Raw genomic sequence first — 15,909 nt, forward strand, 5'->3', positions numbered from 1 at the left:
AAAGAACGATTATGGAACATCCCCTCACTACTTCCGAGCTAAGTGCCCGCAAGCAGACTATTGCGCGGCATTTTTCTCAAGCCAGTCAGTACGATAAACATGCTCACATTCAGCAGCAGGTTTGTCAGCACTTATTAATGGCTATCGATAATACCAATCAAGACAGTGTGCTTGAGGTCGGTGCAGGCACGGGACAACTAACGCAGCTACTGGCAACATATGTACAAAGTGAGCGATGGTCTATCAACGAGTTATGTGAGCAGCAAGCAACGCATTTACAAGACTTGTTGCCACAAGCACAAATCCTTATTGGCGATGCGGAAACCATGGATTTAGGCGGTGAGCATAGCTTAATTATTAGCGCTAATGCGATTCAGTGGTTCGATAACCCACTGCATTTCATTGCACAGTCAGCCTCACGGCTAAAACCTAATGGACAATTATTACTAAGCACCTTTACCCCAGATAATTTCTTGCAAATAAAAACCCTAACGGGACAAGGACTGCATTATCCAGATATTAGTGAATGGCAATCAGCGCTAGATCAAGCGGGATTTCAACACATAAAGCTATCAACACAGCGTTTCAATGTGCCATTTGCCCAGCCTTATGATGTGCTTAAACATATGAAGATGACTGGTGTGTCTACCAATCAAACACATAGCAATCAAACCTGTGGCAAGCAAACGATTGGTGAACAAACATCTAACACACAGCCTTTTGTCTGGACCAAAACCCGCTTGCAAGCATTCGAGCGCGACTATTGGCAGCAGTTTGCGGGAGTAGATGAGCATGGGCAACCTTGCGTGTATCTGACTTATGACGTACTAATGATTGATGCGCGTTTGCCATAATGGCACGCTTGAAAATATATACTTAAATATCAGGCATAAAAAAACGCATCTCGAAAGATGCGTTTTTTTGATCTAGCTAATTTAATCTAATTAACGATTAAATCAGCCTTGAACATCAAGTAATTGCTTACTTTTTGTCTTCGTCTACTTCAGTAAACTCAGCATCAACGACATCGTCATCTGCTTGATTGCTACCAGTAGCGTCAGCACCTTGTTGGAACTGGCTTGGATCCATACCCTCGCTACCTGCGCCGCTGTCAGCATAAATCTTCTGGCTAACTGGCAAGAATGCATTGTCTAGCGCTTCAAGCTTGGCTTTGATTTCGTCATGGTCATCTTCTTTCGCCGCCGCTTCAAGCTCAGTGATCGCAGACTCTACTGTTGATTTTTCTTCATCAGTGACTTTATCTTCTGCTTCTTTCAGCGCTTTTTGTACGGCATGGATACGACCATCTGCTTCATTACGAACTTGCGCTAGATTAGCGAATTTCTCATCTTCAGCAGCATTAGCCTCTGCATCACGAACCATTTGTTCGACTTCTTCGTCCGACAAGCCAGAATCCGCTTTAATCTGGATGCTTTGTGCTTTACCAGTACCTTTATCAGTTGCTGAGATGTTCATGATACCATCAGCGTTGATGTCAAAAGACACTTCGATTTGTGGTAAGCCACGTGGTGCTGGTGGGATATCCGTCAAGTCAAAACGACCAAGCAGTTTGTTTTGGTTAGCGATTTTACGCTCACCTTGATATACCTGAATCGTTACTGCTGGCTGGTTGTCTTCAGCAGTTGAGAATACCTGTGATTTCTTGGTAGGAATCATGGTGTTTTTCTCGATAACTGGCGTCATGACACCGCCCATCGTTTCGATACCTAACGTCAATGGCGTTACATCAAGTAGCAATACGTCAGTTTTATCACCAGACAATACCGCGCCTTGGATGGCTGCACCAGCTGCTACAGCTTCGTCAGGGTTCACATCTTTGCGTGGCTCTTGACCAAAGAACTCTTGTACTTTTTGTTGTACTAGTGGCATACGCGTCTGACCACCAACCAAGATTACATCGTTGATATCGCCGATTTTTAGGCCAGCATCTTCAAGGGCGATCTTACAAGGGCCCATGGTGCGCTGTACTAATTCTTCCGTTAAGCTCTCTAGTTTTGAGCGGCTGATAGTTACAACCAAATGCTTAGGACCACTGCTATCAGCAGTGATATATGGCAAGTTCACTTCAGTGCTTTGGGCACTTGATAGCTCAATCTTCGCTTTTTCTGCCGCTTCTTTTAGACGCTGCATCGCAAGAGAGTCACCTTTTAGGTTAACGTCTTGCTCTTTTTTGAATTCAGCCACTAAGAAATCAATCAATGCTGAGTCAAAGTCTTCACCACCTAGGAAAGTATCACCGTTGGTCGCTAGTACTTCGAACTGTTGCTCACCGTCTACGTCTGCGATTTCGATGATTGAGATATCGAAAGTACCACCGCCCAAGTCATATACAGCAACAGTGCTATCGCCTTGCTTTTTGTCCATACCATAAGCAAGTGCAGCAGCAGTTGGCTCATTAATGATACGTTTTACATCAAGACCAGCGATTTTACCCGCATCTTTGGTTGCTTGACGCTGTGAGTCATTGAAGTAAGCAGGTACGGTTACAACTGCCTCAGTCACGCTCTCACCAAGATAGTCTTCTGCTGTTTTTTTCATTTTTTTCAAGATTTCAGCAGAAACCTGTGGTGGTGCAAGCTTTTTACCGTTGATTTCTACCCACGCATCGCCGTTGTCTGCTTTAGCGATTTTGTAAGGTACCATACCGATGTCTTTTTGCACGACTTTGTCATCAAAACGACGACCGATCAAACGCTTAATCGCAAACAAAGTGTTGCTTGGATTGGTGACCGCTTGACGCTTAGCTGACTGACCAACCAATGTTTCGTCATCTTTATAAGCGACGATTGATGGTGTAGTACGCGTACCTTCAGCATTTTCGATGACTTTAACCTTGTCACCTTCCATTACTGCTACACACGAGTTAGTCGTACCTAAATCAATACCAATTACTTTACCCATAATCAATTGCTCCTAATTTATTTTTAACTATAAATACTTATTTATCCAGACCGTAGTCGGTCACTTGTTGCTATATATCGGTTTGCTTGTTGTATTTTTCAAGGCGATAATCAAGCAAAAACAGTCTTTCATGTGATTTTTTGTGAAAAACCTTCATATTAGTAGGGTTTAACCCCAAAAAATATTATTGACCAACACGTACCATGGCTGGACGTAGTAGACGACCGTTTAAGCTATAGCCTTTTTGTAGGACTGTACCGACGGTGTCAGCTTCTGCTTCTGGATCGATACCCACTGCTTCATGGAAGTCCGCGTTGAATTTCTCACCTTCTGGATCGACCACTTCTACGCCATGACGTGTGAGTACAGAGACCAATGCTTTGTGAGTTAGTTGAACCCCTTCAGCGACTGGATCATTTGCGTCTGCGTTTTCGATAGCACGCTCTAAGTTATCAACGATATCGAGTAGCTCTTTTGCAAATTTTTGAAGAGCGAATTTTTTGCTCTTATCCGCTTCTTGCTCAGCGCGCTTTTGTGCATTGTAAGCTTCAGCGTTGGCGCGAGCAGTGCTTTCTTTGGCTTGCTTCACTTCACCTTCTAACTCAGCGATACGCGCTTTGAACGTATCAAGATCGATCTCGTTTTCGATGGTGGCTTCTTCACCTGAGTTGTTCTGTGGATCAAACTCGTTCATGGTTTCTTCTAAGATACTATCTTTGTGATCAACATTGTCATGTGCCACTGTTTGATCAAACTTTTCTTGGTTGGTATTTTGCTCGCTCATGATAGCTCCTTGGAATGTCAATAATAATTGAGATAAGACACAATAAATCAGCCAATCGCTGGCTGTATCATGCCTTTATCAGATACTTAACGGTTATCATTCATTTTTTTATTAATACGCTCTAATAGCTGCTTGATAAAGGTAGTAAGTATAAATTTCAAGCCTAAAGTAAAGGAATTTTTCGCATTTACGACAAATATGGTTAGATCTTTCTTTAAAACAAGTACTCAGCATTTCTCCACTGTGTCAACTGCTCTCAATATACGTTAACAAAACGTACAAAAAACCGTCAATTACTCTAAATAGGTTACCGTTGCTACCCACGCTATTACTAAATAACACCCTGTTTTACGTACTACTGCCTTATTATTGCTACAAATATTATTCCTTATCTTAAAGTGTACGCTAATGTAACAGTAAACACTCAAAAACAGTTATGAGAGATATTATGTCTAATTCAACAGTATCATCAATCAATACCTTACTGAACAAAACATTGATGGCGCTGCATTTGGCGTCGAACGATGAGATGGTTAGTGAAGTGAAAGACAACGGTGTACAAAAAAAGCGTTTGAGCGTGAAAGAAAAAATGCTCAGTTATAACCCAATGGCACATTGCCAACCACACACTCTGCACTATGCGATGAAAGGTCTTGGCTATCTACCAACACCAGTATTAGAAGGTTTGATTGGTTACTTAAAAGGGCCTCACTCAAAACAATATCTGCACGCCAATGCTCATTTGCGCCTGATCCTCGCGGTGAATAGTCATCTTAAGACGCCATTAGAGCTGACGCCCATGCATGAGCTCCGTGAAAGGTTTGCTGCGGATGCGGTGGCGATGCAAGCACCAAGCGTATGGCACCAAGCAGGTGACAGTATGCTAAGTAACATCAAACCTTTTATCAAAAAGGGTGAAACACCTGTCAATTGGGAAGATAAAACCATAGCCAACGCGGATGATGGCGATATGACCATTCGCTGCTATCAGGCAGGTACCAAGAGTATTGGCGCTAAAAAAAGACGTGCTCATAACACTGACCAAACAGCCATGTTGTTTTTTCATGGTGGTGGGTTTTGTATCGGTAATGTCGATACACATCACGAGTTCTGTCACGCAGTCTGTGAGCAGACTGGTTGGCCTGTGGTCAGTGTGGATTATCGCTTGGCTCCTGAGTGTCCTGCACCTGCAGCGTTAAAAGACTGTATCACCGCTTATGCTTGGTTGGCTGAGCATTGCCATACCTTAGGTGCCTTACCGTCACGCATCGTTCTTGCAGGCGATAGCGCAGGTGGTGGCCTTTCTACCTTGATTGCACAGCAACTCACCGCACCAAACGAAAACGCTTGGTTAGATTTGGGTGCAGATGGTCAGAAAATGTTTGATCTATTAAAGAAGCTACCTGCGCCGCTAGCACAGATGCCGCTGTATCCTGTGACTGATATCGAGACAGATTATCCGAGTTGGGAGCTGTATGGTGAAGGCCTGCTATTGGATCATGCTGATGTGGCAGTATTTGACGCTGCTTGTCTTGAGAATAGTCCGTTGCCACGCATACATATACTAAATTCGCCAATGCTTGGTGATAATAGCAAAGTATGTCCCACCTATATCGTCGCCGCTGAACTCGATGTATTGCGCGATGAGGCATTTGCTTATGCCAAACAGCTAGAGAGTTATAAAGTCCCTGTTGAAACCCATACTGTGTTGGGCGCACCACATGGCTTTATTCATTTTATGAGCGTGCATCAAGGACTTGGGCAGGAAACAAAAAATATTATTCATGGTTTTGGCGGCTTCGTCCGTGAGGTCATTAGTACAAAATCGCGGCTCGCGGCATAGCGGTTAGCTGGAACTAGCTATTTATTAGTATGACCAGAAACGGTAATTAACCAAATCTCTGAGCGTGAGCCCAATCGAAACGGAATACCCCAAAAGCCATAACCCGAGGACACCACAAAATGTCCTCTGCCAATGGCCTCATACCCATAGCCTAATCGGTTGATGGCGCTCACGATAAAGTTGGCGGGGAATACTTGTCCATTGTGAGTGTGTCCTGATACCTGTAGATCGATTGGTAACTGGCTGTGCTCATCAATATCGCTTGGTCTATGATCCAGCAGTATCACTGGCTGTGAAGTATCAACGTTCGCGAGCAGGTCAGTTGTCGCGACACGCTGGCGTTTATGATTATCAAAGCGTCCAACCAGCCATATAGGCTGACCCTCATGTTCGATACCAAACACGTCATCATTTAATAAATGTACGCCTGCATCGACTAACGCTTGGCTGATTGGCTGTTCGTGCCCATACAAATCATGATTACCCAATGTTGCATAGACGCCGTATGGCAGGCTGCTGCATAGCTCAGCTAAGTTTTTTGCCATATTATAGCTATTAAATGCGTCTGTATTGTCATCCATGATATCGCCTGGCATAAGCAGCATATCAGCCTGCGAGTCAATCATTAGACGGTTCAACCTATCTATCGCTGCTACGCCAAATAGTCGTCCTAGATGCAGGTCACTCGCGACCGCAATGCGCAGTGGTTTAGCGAGCGGTTTGTTGATACTAATGGAAAGCTTACGTACGACTGGCACATAAGCACTATATAATGCGAAACCGAACAACCCTAAGAATATCACCAATGCAAGCGCTCGTAGGCCAATAAAAATCATATTAAATTCATATGACGAGGCGCCTAAGAGTGATGTTACTAGCCAGTATCCACCATAGAATAGGCTTATCAGCAATGCCGTGAGCAGCATAAAATGCATAACCAACATCCAACCGCTAACCCAGCGGTAGCTATTGGCAAATACTCTTTTGACACTTAATATCAACAATCCATTAGTAATAATAAATATAGCAGACCATATAGCGATCTGAAGCGTTGGCGTGATCCAAGGCTGTAACCACCACTGTAAGCTTAGAGCAGCGCCCGCACTAAACAGCTGCAAGAGCAAAAAAATGGTGATGAAAAATGCGTAACGCATGGATTGCCCTTAGACAGAAATACAATCTAGTGAATATTTAATATAAGCCGACCTTCTTATGTTTCACATGAAACAATCATGATGTAACTACTTCTGATCCTCTAATGCTTGTTTGAGTGTCACGTGCTTGAATGTGTAACCTGCATCTGATAGCGCTTGTGGCAGCACCTTTTGACCATCTATTAGTAGCGTCGACATCTCACCAAACATCAGCTTCAGCAAAAATTCTGGCAAGGTAAAAAGTGTCGGCCGATGTAACCATGAGCCAAGCGTTTTAGTAAAAGTATGGTTACTCACAGGATTGGATGCCGTGAGATTATAGACAAAGGCTGGCGTATCACTTCTTGTCTCTATGACATTATCACTATGTGAAACTCTTTGTTTATGGCCAAATTGACTAGCAAGATGCTGCTCAATAATAAAAATCACCGCCCCCACCCAATCGTCACGGCTAATCCAGCTCATGATTTGCTGACCATCACCCAACTGCCCGCCAACGCCAAACTTAAATGGCAATAGTAATTTTGCCACCATACCACCTTCAGGATGTATCACAACGCCTGTTCGTACAATAGCGACAGGGACATCGTAATCAGTCGCTTTGAGCGCCAAGCTCTCCCACTCCTCACATAAGCGATGGGCAAAGTCTGTCTCAAAACTGCTGTGTTCAGTCAATGGCTTATCACCTTGCGTGCCGTACCAACCGATTGCTGAGCCGCTTACTAGTAGTTTTGGCTTTGTTGCAGTACGTTCGATGAAGCTTAATATCGATTGAGTAGGCTTAATACGACTGGCTATTAATTGCTCTTTGCGCTCATCACTCCAACGCGCGTCAGCAATACCTGCGCCAGCTAAGTTCATTATGACATCAAAGCTCATGTCAGACTTTTCAAGCTCGTCATAAGTCATCATATTGATGTCATCAGGATGAGCTTGATTGCTATTTCTGGTCAGCCAAGTAATCATTACCTCTTTACCTTGTGTGCGATACCGTTCGATTAACTCTTGGCTAAATGCACTACCCAAAAACCCTGAACCGCCACTAATTAAAACCTTCATACCCTACTCCCTATGTGTATCAAATATCGTAACGATGACCTATCGTTGAAAGACTCATCGTTCAATAAAAATCAGCCCCTTTTAACTATCGTCTACTTTTTTGTCGTTTTTATCAAAATAACTTTTACATACTTTTAGTAAAGCAAGGGGAACAAAGGAAACGGGCTTCGATAGCTAGTGCTGAGACGGTATATTTTTATTATGGCTACAGAACGATCACCATAGCAATCTTCAGCTAGTGAAATATGGTTCATCGATGGCGACAGCACAAAGAAGGCAGTACAAGATACTAGGCTATAATGGTATGAAAGATCGTTTATTGGCTACTAACGAATGATTGAGCCTGTCGTTGCATCACGGATTTGGCTGGGTAAGGTATAGCCTAGAGTATCAGCCTGAAAATAGCCAACCTGCTCACCAAAGTAACCATAGGCAGTATCAAAGGTGCTGGCAGGCGATTGACCTGATGGGTTGCAACTAGTCGAAACAATGAAGCCAAATGGATTATTTGCGCTGACCATCTGTTGGCACAGTTCTCGTATGATAGGATGGGCGATGACCCTGACTGCAATAGTCTGATGCTCACCCATTATCCATGAGGGCATCATGGTCGAGAATGTCTGAGGAATAGGTAATAACCAAGTGTGCGCTTGGCGATTTTGTAACTCGCCGTCATTAACATCTGACTGCCAGCTATCGATAATTTGCTGGCGCTGGGCATTATTTAAAGACGCTAGTAGAGGTGACAAACGCTCTACGCTATCGGTAATGACGATCATGCCTTTGGCTTGCGGACGTTGTTTAATATCCAAGATACGCTGCACAGCGGCTTTGTTATAAGGGTCGCAACCAATACCCCAAACGCTTTCTGTTGGGTATGCAAGTAGCTTTGCTTCTTTAAGCCAGTTTGCAGCTTGTGTGGCAGAGTCAGTGATAAAAGGTATAGATTGGCTCATAGCTTACATGTTTCATGCTGGAATAGAGACACTAATAATAGCACAAGAGACAGTCTGACTAAGGTAGCGATATTTAGAATCCATTCTACTTATTCTTATGTGGCAGTTAGGAGTATCGATACGCTATACACGTAAATAGCGTCCGCCTTGCACACTGATGACGCCCATTAGTTCAAGTTCCATCAGCTGTCCAATCAGTTGTGACGGCGCAAGCTGAGTAGCAATAACAAGCGCATCTAAATCCTGTCCATGCCAATCGAGCTGCTCATAAATCTGTGTTAAGTGATCAGGAACAACGATCGCGCTACGAGGGGATTTTATATGAGAAGGTTCTGGCTGACTGACCATTGTGACAGAGTTTCTCTTTACATTTGATGCGACAGATGACTGAGTGACCTCCACTTGGTGGCTATCAGCGCTTATAATATCTGTTGGTCTATACGAGCGCTTGCCATAATCAAGCTGACCATTGACGTCCTCTAACACCTGCTGAGGATGATAAATCAGCGTTGCGCCTTCACGTATCAGATGATGACAACCCTCGGCATTGCTATTATCAATATGACTTGGAATGGCAAAGACTTGTTTGCCTTGCTCAGAGGTTAAACGGGCGGTAATGAGCGAGCCACTTTTGATCGTCGCTTCGGTCACAATAGTGGCCAGACTCAGCCCAGCAACCAGACGGTTACGGCGCGGAAAGGTATGTTTGTGCGGCTGAGTATGCGGTAATAGCTCACTAATAATGCAGCCACCTTGCTCGATGATTTGAGCAAATAACTGGTCACGATGATTGGGATAATTCACATCAATCCCTGTCCCCATCACGCCGATAGTACGACCTTGATAGTCAAGTTCAGTCTGCGCCAAAGCTCCTAGATGAGCCCGTTTGTCCACGCCTATCGCCAGACCACTGGTGATGACATACCCTGCCTGTGCCAGATATTGCGCCATATCGAACGTGATTTTTTGAGCATGGGCTGTTGGTTTTCGGCTGCCCACGATAGCAATTTGAGCTTGATGCAGACGCGCGCTATTTCCTCGAAAGAACAATAATGGCGGTGGATCATAAATATGAAGAAGCTGAGCAGGATAGTCGGGCTGACCGGCAAACAATAAACCATAGCGACCGTCTGTAAGTGCTTGCTGGATCTTATCAATAGCAGCACGTGTTTGCTCTGGCTGTTCATGGCGTTTGAGATGGGTATGATGAAGTCCTAACTGCTTCCAAGCGCCTACTGTAGCCTGCCAAGCAAGCTGCGCATCACCATAAGTCGTTATGAGCTTATGATAAGCAGACAATGATGCATTCACCTCATACCACAGCGCCAATATCGCACGCTGATCATCGGATAAAGAAGAGGTGACTGCGGTCATTGTCATCTGTCTCGTTTGGGCAAACTTAGTAAAATCGCTTCACAAAGCCTTATGTGCTTATAGATAAGGGGGTGGCAATAGCTGATCGCCAACATTGAGTGGTAGTTCAGAGTCAAGTACGTAAGCATAGCTGATGTTGTCAAAGGTATTAAACACCATCACCATACCGCTTGGCTCATTTGGCAAACGTACCGGCATGTCATTGTCTCTTACGTCCCTGACCAGCGGGCCTTTTTGATAAACGGTCAGTACATCACCTGATTTGGCACCATGCAAGCTGCCTAAATTGATCGCTACCACGCTGCCTTTAGCGGCAGAGCTGATTGAGTCCATCACCCGCACAATCATACCACCACGACTGACGCTGGCAGGCGTTGGATAAAAGACAGGTGGAATAGCGTTGTCCAACTCTACAAACACGCGATCACCTTCACGTACTTCTTTGTCGTAGCTGTCCGTCAGCTGCAGGCTAGTGACGCCATTGGTTTCTGTGGATGTTACTAGGCCAGTCGCGACTTGTGTGACTTCTAGGCCGATAACCTCTTGAGTTTTGGGATCCACATATAGGTCACCCTCACGGTATACCCCGTAGCGCTGACCCACGATAAGCGGGACACCTTTGGCATAGACTTTATCCCCGCTTGCGGTGATTAGATTGCGGTTTTTGGATGCCAAAATATACGGTGTGGTATTGAAATCTTCTGGATCTACAATGAGGGTTTTATCCAGCCAATGCTGAATAGCAGACCATGGTACAGGCGGGATACTATTAGCAGTCGAGGTGATCGCGACGGTGCTGGCAACCACATTACCTGTTAGCTGCTTTTCGATACCTGCACAGCCCTCACCAGTATCAACCCCCACCAAAGTCTTGCCCTGAATGACACACAGAATAAGAATATCATCAGGATAAATAAGGTTTGGATTTTTGATTTGCTTATTAGTGGCCCAGATCTCTTTCCAGCGCCATGGACTGTCCAGATAGCGCCCTGAGATGTCCCATAGCGTATCGCCTTTTTTGACGATATAGCGATTGGGGGCATCTGCTTTTATGGTAGGTGGTGGATTATTGGCGTGGGCTGTGGTCATCAACATGGCACTGCTAAATGTCGTAACTAATAATCCTTTTGCCAGTGCTTTTGCTGTCTTTTTTAAGCTCATCTTCATCGTTATATCCACAATAGGTACCACTGTTTCGGTCACAATAAACCACACACGTTTTTTACCAAATCTATATTTTATTTTATAAAAATAACTTAGATTATCAGTAGTTTATAGGTGATTTTATCATAACAACGATAGGGCAGCTGTTCAGTATAATTGGCTAGAAATATTCTAAAAAAAGCGTCTAGCAACATAATGACTCGCCGACGCTGTTTCTAATACTACAATTATCTATACCATAACACAATCATAAACACTTTATTACAATGGTGTAACTTTTATACAAACGCTTCTATCTATAGAAGATGAACTCAAAACGTTTATCGCTTATGCTGGATTTGGTTCAACATGTTGACGAATTTGCTCAGCAACCAATTCAGCTTTGTTCTCTAGTACAGTCACATGTTGTGGCAGGCTTTCTAAACCTTCAGTGTGAGCCGGACGCTCGATGTCGATTTGCCCTACTGCTTCAACAATAGTGTCAGCAAATTTAACAGGCAAGGCCGTCTCTGCACAGATAATGACTTCGCCTTCACGCTGTAGCTCTTTGGCAACCTTTATCCCATCAGCCGTATGTGGATCGACAAGTTCGCCATGCTGTTCATACAATGCCTTGATCGTGTTTAAGCGATCGCTATGGGTTGATTTGCCAGCAGCAAAGCCATAACGCGTATTGACCGCCTCCATCAAATCAGACAAGTCAAACCCTTGACCTGATTTTACACCGTCAAATAACTCATGAACGCGTGCGCTGTCTTTGTCCAGCAACAAGTAAACAAAACGTTCAAAGTTTGAGGCTTTTGAGATATCCATTGATGGACTTGAAGTGACATAGGTTTTTTCAGTGGGACGTGGCTGATACGCTCCTTGATTGAAAAAGTCATTGAGTACGTCGTTTTCGTTGGTGGCGACGATCAAACGCTCAACGGGCAGACCCATTTCACGAGCGATGTGACCGGCACAAATATTACCAAAGTTACCTGAAGGCACGCTAAAGCTGACTTTTTCATCATTGCTTGTCGTCACCGCAAAATAGGCTTTAAAGTAATAAACGATCTGCGCGAGGATGCGTCCCCAGTTGATAGAGTTGACCGTGCCCAAGTCATACTGAGCTTTGAAATCAGCATTTTGTTGCAGCGCTTTGACGATATCCTGACAATCATCGAACATGCCATCGATCGCGATATTATGAATATTATCGTCGGTCAAGCTGTACATTTGTGCGCGCTGAAACTCACTCATTTTGCCATGCGGTGATAGCATAAAGACTTCGACGTTTTCTTTACCGCGCAATGCATATTCCGCTGCACTACCCGTGTCGCCACTGGTCGCGCCGATAATGGTAATACGCGCCCCTTTTTGCTTGAGCACATATTCAAAGGCATTGCCTAAGAACTGCATGGCCACGTCTTTAAACGCCAGCGTTGGGCCGTTTGATAATCCTAAAATGTATAAGTTGTCTTCGAGCTTGCGGACAGGAACAATGTCATCAGAGCCAAATATATCAGCCGTATAAGTGCGATCAATAATGTCTTTTAGATCCGCATAAGGAATGTCTGTAGCAAAGCGCTGCATAATCGCAAGTGCCAGCTCTGGATAGCTCAGCGTACGCCACTCATCAAGGACAGCGCCGTCAACGGTCGGGTAATGCTCAGGCAGCATCAAGCCACCATCTGGCGCAAGTCCCATCAATAACACATCACTAAAGTCCATCGGTGCTGTCTGACCACGAGTACTAATATATTTCATTAGATTGTCCTGTCTACAATAATGTTATTCAATAGTTAAAAACGGTTTATTCAGCAGTCTTTTGCAATAACGCATAATAAAAACCATCGCCACTCTCGTTATCGATTGGCAAGCATTGGCGACCAATCGTTTGCGCGATACCCCAATTGCAAGCCTCGGTAAACTCAATCACTGCCGCATCATTATGATGAGCGATAAAGTCCTGCATTTGCTCGACGTTTTCTTGCTTTAAGATAGAGCACGTGACATACAGCAAATAACCACCAGCTTTCAATTGTGGCCATAAGTTATGCAAGATATCTGCTTGTAGCAGTGTCGTTTGCTCGATGTCTTCTTCGGTACGCAAGATACTGATATCAGGATGACGACGAATCACACCCGTCGCGGTACAGGGTGAGTCCAATAATATCGCATCAAATACCGGCTCGTTGGTTGCCGCCTTTTTGTTTTTGCTAAGCTGCCATCTGGTGGCATCAGCACAGACAATATTAAGGGCAATATTTTTGTCGGTCTGCTCCAGATCTTGCTGCTTTAGATTAAGACGCTGTAGATTGTCATAGATGCGTTCGATGCGCGGTGCTTCATGATCGATAGCCGTCAGCTTGAGTTTAGAAGCTAAAGGCTTTGCTTCCGCATCATCTTGTTTCACGTGAAACAACGATGAAGAGTCATTTGAGCTGAGTAACTCCAACCAGTGGGCAAGCTTGCCACCAGGCGCCGCGCAAGCATCTAAAATATGTATCTCGTTATTGGTATTTTCCGTATCAGATTTTTCAGCGTTGAGCTTTGCCATTAACGCTTTATTGATGATAGGTGCCGCAAGCTGAGCATGCATATCTTGCACGCTGGCAATGCCTTCGGAAAAATGAGGCAAAGCATTGACAGCGGTAGTCTGATGCAGTCTTAAGCCTTTGGTCGATAATATTGTAGTAGTCTCTGACGAGTTTGCTACGTTAAAACCAGTCGTTAGCTCAACGATATCTGCATCAATTTCTGCGCCATACAGCGACTGTTGATAATCCTCTACTGAAGTAACTGCAGAGTTGACTCGCAAAAACATCGGTGCCACCTGGCGTAAGCCTTGGGTCAGCGCATCGTACTGCTCACTCCAATCTTGCTTAAGCTGATAGGCAAGCCAATTCGGTAAGCTGTGTTTTTTATCACACTTCTTACGGAATTTACTCGGGTTTTTGGCGACTTTGCGCAAAATAGCATTGATTAAACCAGTTGCATGGGCAAACTCAATCTCTTTTGCCGCTTCAACCGTTTCATGAATCGCGGCATGATCTGCCACTTCCAAATACAGTAACTGCACCAAACCCACTTGAATTGTGGTACGAACTTCTACTTCGTCAATAGGGTTGTCCGCTAGCGTGTCGAGCAATCGTGCAAGGGCATGCCATTGGCGCAGTGTCGTGAGCAATAACGCATGCGCAAAGCCTTTATCACCATCGTGCAGACTGTTTAATAATGGGTCAAGCACGCTTGAGAGCGACTGACCATTTTGAATAGCAAGCAAGGTACGAATCACGCGAACGCGAACGCTACCATTCATGATTAGATTGCTTGATGGCTTGAGCTTGTTGTTTCTAGGTGCATTGTTTCTAGGTGCATTGTTTCTAGGTGCATTGTTTCTAGGTGCATTGTTTTTAGACGCGCTATTGGTTTGTCTCATGAAGTTGTAGTTCCTTGACGTATGATTGATCGCGTCTTGTGCTAGTAGGGTTAAATGTCGTTAAAGCTATGTAGATGACTATTTTGATTCTGCTTTGAATTGATCACCGTCGTTTAGCTGATTACCATGACAAAGCTGTTCCGCCGTCATTGGCTTACCACCAGCAAACTGTAATTTAGTTATCGCCAATGTGTTGCTGAGTTGTACGTCATGAGCGGCATTATCATTTGGTTGTTCAGCCTCTTGACCACAAGCCACCAAAATTGCCTTGCGCCCGACACTCACGACTGTACCCGCAGGCTTATCTGTTTTTTGTGTGGTATTGATGGGTAGTGCAGCGAGTATTTTGACGCGTTGCCCATTTAGAAAGGTATAAGCGCCTGGCCACGGGGTCAATCCACGAATTTGACGCTCGATGGTAGCAGCGGGCTGCGTCCAATCAACCTCACCTTCAGTTTTTACGAGCTTTTCGGCATAATTTGCCTGACTGTCATCTTGGATGATTGCCTGTTCTTGGTAATGTGATAACTCTTTTAATACTGTAGCGATAGCCGTCGCACCAAGCGCTGCCATCTTATCATGTAGGCTCTCTGTCGTCTCATCAGGCTCTATACTAGCGCTCACCTTATAGAGCATATCACCAGTATCAAGCCCTTTATCCATCTGCATGATGGTGATACCTGTCTCATCATCACCTGCTAATAATGCACGATGAATAGGTGCGGCACCGCGCCAACGTGGCAACAATGAGGCATGAATATTTAGACAACCATGCGTGGGTGTGGTCAATACACCGATAGGCAAAATCAGACCATAAGCGGCGACAATCATAAGATCTGGCTGATACGTACGCAACGTCTGTCGTGCTGCCATGCCCTCTGTGCTGGATTTTTTAAAAGTAACTGGCTGCTCTACCGCAATATCATTCGCTAATGCCACTTCTTTGACAGCAGAGGCTGATAGCTTTTGGCCGCGTCCTGCTTTGCGATCTGGCTGGGTATATACCGCGACAATATCGATATTAAGGGCGTCTTGCTGGCGAATGAGCGCTTCTAGACTAATGGCAGCAAACTCAGGCGTGCCTGCAAATACCACCCTTAGTCGCTCGGTAGATAGTTTATTATTGTTTATAGATGTATTAGACAGATCAAAAGTGGCAGTAGTCATAGTCTTGCATTATATAAGGTTAATTTGTCCATTATAGGTGAGTTTACGACGTTGTGCCATAA

Annotated in this window: 12 protein-coding genes; 2 read left to right on the plus strand and 10 right to left on the minus strand. The window is 44.5% G+C overall.

Annotation, left to right across the window (positions count from 1 at the left end; genetic code table 11):
- Positions 1–11 precede the first annotated feature (11 nt).
- Positions 12–854: a methyltransferase domain-containing protein gene (locus tag BTW00_RS09855; protein WP_075107266.1), complete on the plus strand. Its 843-nt coding sequence runs from the start codon at positions 12–14 to the stop codon at positions 852–854.
- Positions 855–981: 127 nt separating this feature from the next.
- Here BTW00_RS09855 and dnaK read toward each other — a convergent pair whose 3' ends face one another.
- Together dnaK and grpE are read right to left on the minus strand one after the other, a co-directional pair.
- The gene (gene dnaK / locus BTW00_RS09860; protein ID WP_075107267.1) at positions 982–2,922 is read right to left on the minus strand and encodes a molecular chaperone DnaK; all 1,941 of its coding nucleotides are present in this window, start codon (positions 2,920–2,922) and stop codon (positions 982–984) included.
- Positions 2,923–3,106: 184 nt separating this feature from the next.
- Positions 3,107–3,706, minus strand: coding sequence for a nucleotide exchange factor GrpE (grpE, locus tag BTW00_RS09865; protein WP_075107268.1), 600 nt, complete (start codon positions 3,704–3,706; stop codon positions 3,107–3,109).
- A 448-nt stretch (positions 3,707–4,154) separates the two neighbouring features.
- Here grpE and BTW00_RS09870 point away from each other — a divergent pair, with 448 nt between their 5' ends.
- Complete coding sequence (locus BTW00_RS09870; RefSeq protein WP_075107269.1) at positions 4,155–5,549, plus strand: alpha/beta hydrolase; 1,395 nt, start codon at positions 4,155–4,157, stop codon at positions 5,547–5,549.
- Positions 5,550–5,566: 17 nt separating this feature from the next.
- Here the strand turns inward: BTW00_RS09870 and BTW00_RS09875 are convergent, their stop codons facing one another.
- The 8 genes from BTW00_RS09875 to fmt form a co-directional block, all read right to left on the minus strand.
- Positions 5,567–6,703 carry a metallophosphoesterase gene (locus BTW00_RS09875; RefSeq protein WP_075107270.1) on the minus strand — a complete coding sequence of 379 codons (1,137 nt, stop codon included), beginning with the start codon at positions 6,701–6,703 and terminating at the stop codon, positions 5,567–5,569.
- Positions 6,704–6,790: 87 nt separating this feature from the next.
- Positions 6,791–7,762 carry a TIGR01777 family oxidoreductase gene (locus BTW00_RS09880; protein ID WP_075107271.1) on the minus strand — a complete coding sequence of 324 codons (972 nt, stop codon included), beginning with the start codon at positions 7,760–7,762 and terminating at the stop codon, positions 6,791–6,793.
- A 326-nt stretch (positions 7,763–8,088) separates the two neighbouring features.
- Positions 8,089–8,718, minus strand: a complete 630-nt coding sequence (locus tag BTW00_RS09885) for an L-threonylcarbamoyladenylate synthase (protein WP_075107272.1) — start codon at positions 8,716–8,718, stop codon at positions 8,089–8,091.
- Positions 8,719–8,841: 123 nt separating this feature from the next.
- Positions 8,842–10,092 (minus strand): DNA-processing protein DprA, encoded by a 1,251-nt coding sequence (gene dprA / locus BTW00_RS09890; RefSeq protein WP_075107291.1) that lies wholly within the window; start codon positions 10,090–10,092, stop codon positions 8,842–8,844.
- Positions 10,093–10,149: 57 nt separating this feature from the next.
- Positions 10,150–11,259, minus strand: coding sequence for a LysM peptidoglycan-binding domain-containing protein (locus BTW00_RS09895; RefSeq protein WP_075107273.1), 1,110 nt, complete (start codon positions 11,257–11,259; stop codon positions 10,150–10,152).
- Between the two features lie 324 nt (positions 11,260–11,583).
- Complete coding sequence (gene thrC, locus BTW00_RS09900) at positions 11,584–13,005, minus strand: threonine synthase (protein WP_075107274.1); 1,422 nt, start codon at positions 13,003–13,005, stop codon at positions 11,584–11,586.
- 46 nt (positions 13,006–13,051) lie between these two features.
- Positions 13,052–14,560: a transcription antitermination factor NusB gene (locus BTW00_RS09905; RefSeq protein ID WP_075107292.1), complete on the minus strand. Its 1,509-nt coding sequence runs from the start codon at positions 14,558–14,560 to the stop codon at positions 13,052–13,054.
- A gap of 198 nt (positions 14,561–14,758) precedes the next feature.
- On the minus strand, positions 14,759–15,847 hold the full coding sequence (gene fmt / locus BTW00_RS09910; RefSeq protein WP_075107275.1) for a methionyl-tRNA formyltransferase: 1,089 nt from the start codon (positions 15,845–15,847) through the stop codon (positions 14,759–14,761).
- Between the last annotated feature and the right edge of the window lie 62 nt (positions 15,848–15,909).

Origin of the sequence: Psychrobacter sp. C 20.9 (assembly GCF_001921765.1) — a bacterium.
GTDB classification, from domain to species: Bacteria; Pseudomonadota; Gammaproteobacteria; order Pseudomonadales; family Moraxellaceae; genus Psychrobacter; species Psychrobacter piscatorii_B.

What these genes read in the sequence shown, in the direction of transcription:
- BTW00_RS09855 (WP_075107266.1), top strand. Translation starts at nt 12, where the DNA reads ATGGAACATCCCCTCACTACTTCCGAGCTAAGTGCCCGCAAGCAGACT.
- dnaK (WP_075107267.1), bottom strand. Translation starts at nt 2,922, where the DNA reads ATGGGTAAAGTAATTGGTATTGATTTAGGTACGACTAACTCGTGTGTA.
- grpE (WP_075107268.1), bottom strand. Translation starts at nt 3,706, where the DNA reads ATGAGCGAGCAAAATACCAACCAAGAAAAGTTTGATCAAACAGTGGCA.
- BTW00_RS09870 (WP_075107269.1), top strand. Translation starts at nt 4,155, where the DNA reads ATGTCTAATTCAACAGTATCATCAATCAATACCTTACTGAACAAAACA.
- BTW00_RS09875 (WP_075107270.1), bottom strand. Translation starts at nt 6,703, where the DNA reads ATGCGTTACGCATTTTTCATCACCATTTTTTTGCTCTTGCAGCTGTTT.
- BTW00_RS09880 (WP_075107271.1), bottom strand. Translation starts at nt 7,762, where the DNA reads ATGAAGGTTTTAATTAGTGGCGGTTCAGGGTTTTTGGGTAGTGCATTT.
- BTW00_RS09885 (WP_075107272.1), bottom strand. Translation starts at nt 8,718, where the DNA reads ATGAGCCAATCTATACCTTTTATCACTGACTCTGCCACACAAGCTGCA.
- dprA (WP_075107291.1), bottom strand. Translation starts at nt 10,092, where the DNA reads ATGACCGCAGTCACCTCTTCTTTATCCGATGATCAGCGTGCGATATTG.
- BTW00_RS09895 (WP_075107273.1), bottom strand. Translation starts at nt 11,259, where the DNA reads ATGAAGATGAGCTTAAAAAAGACAGCAAAAGCACTGGCAAAAGGATTA.
- thrC (WP_075107274.1), bottom strand. Translation starts at nt 13,005, where the DNA reads ATGAAATATATTAGTACTCGTGGTCAGACAGCACCGATGGACTTTAGT.
- BTW00_RS09905 (WP_075107292.1), bottom strand. Translation starts at nt 14,560, where the DNA reads ATGAATGGTAGCGTTCGCGTTCGCGTGATTCGTACCTTGCTTGCTATT.
- fmt (WP_075107275.1), bottom strand. Translation starts at nt 15,847, where the DNA reads ATGACTACTGCCACTTTTGATCTGTCTAATACATCTATAAACAATAAT.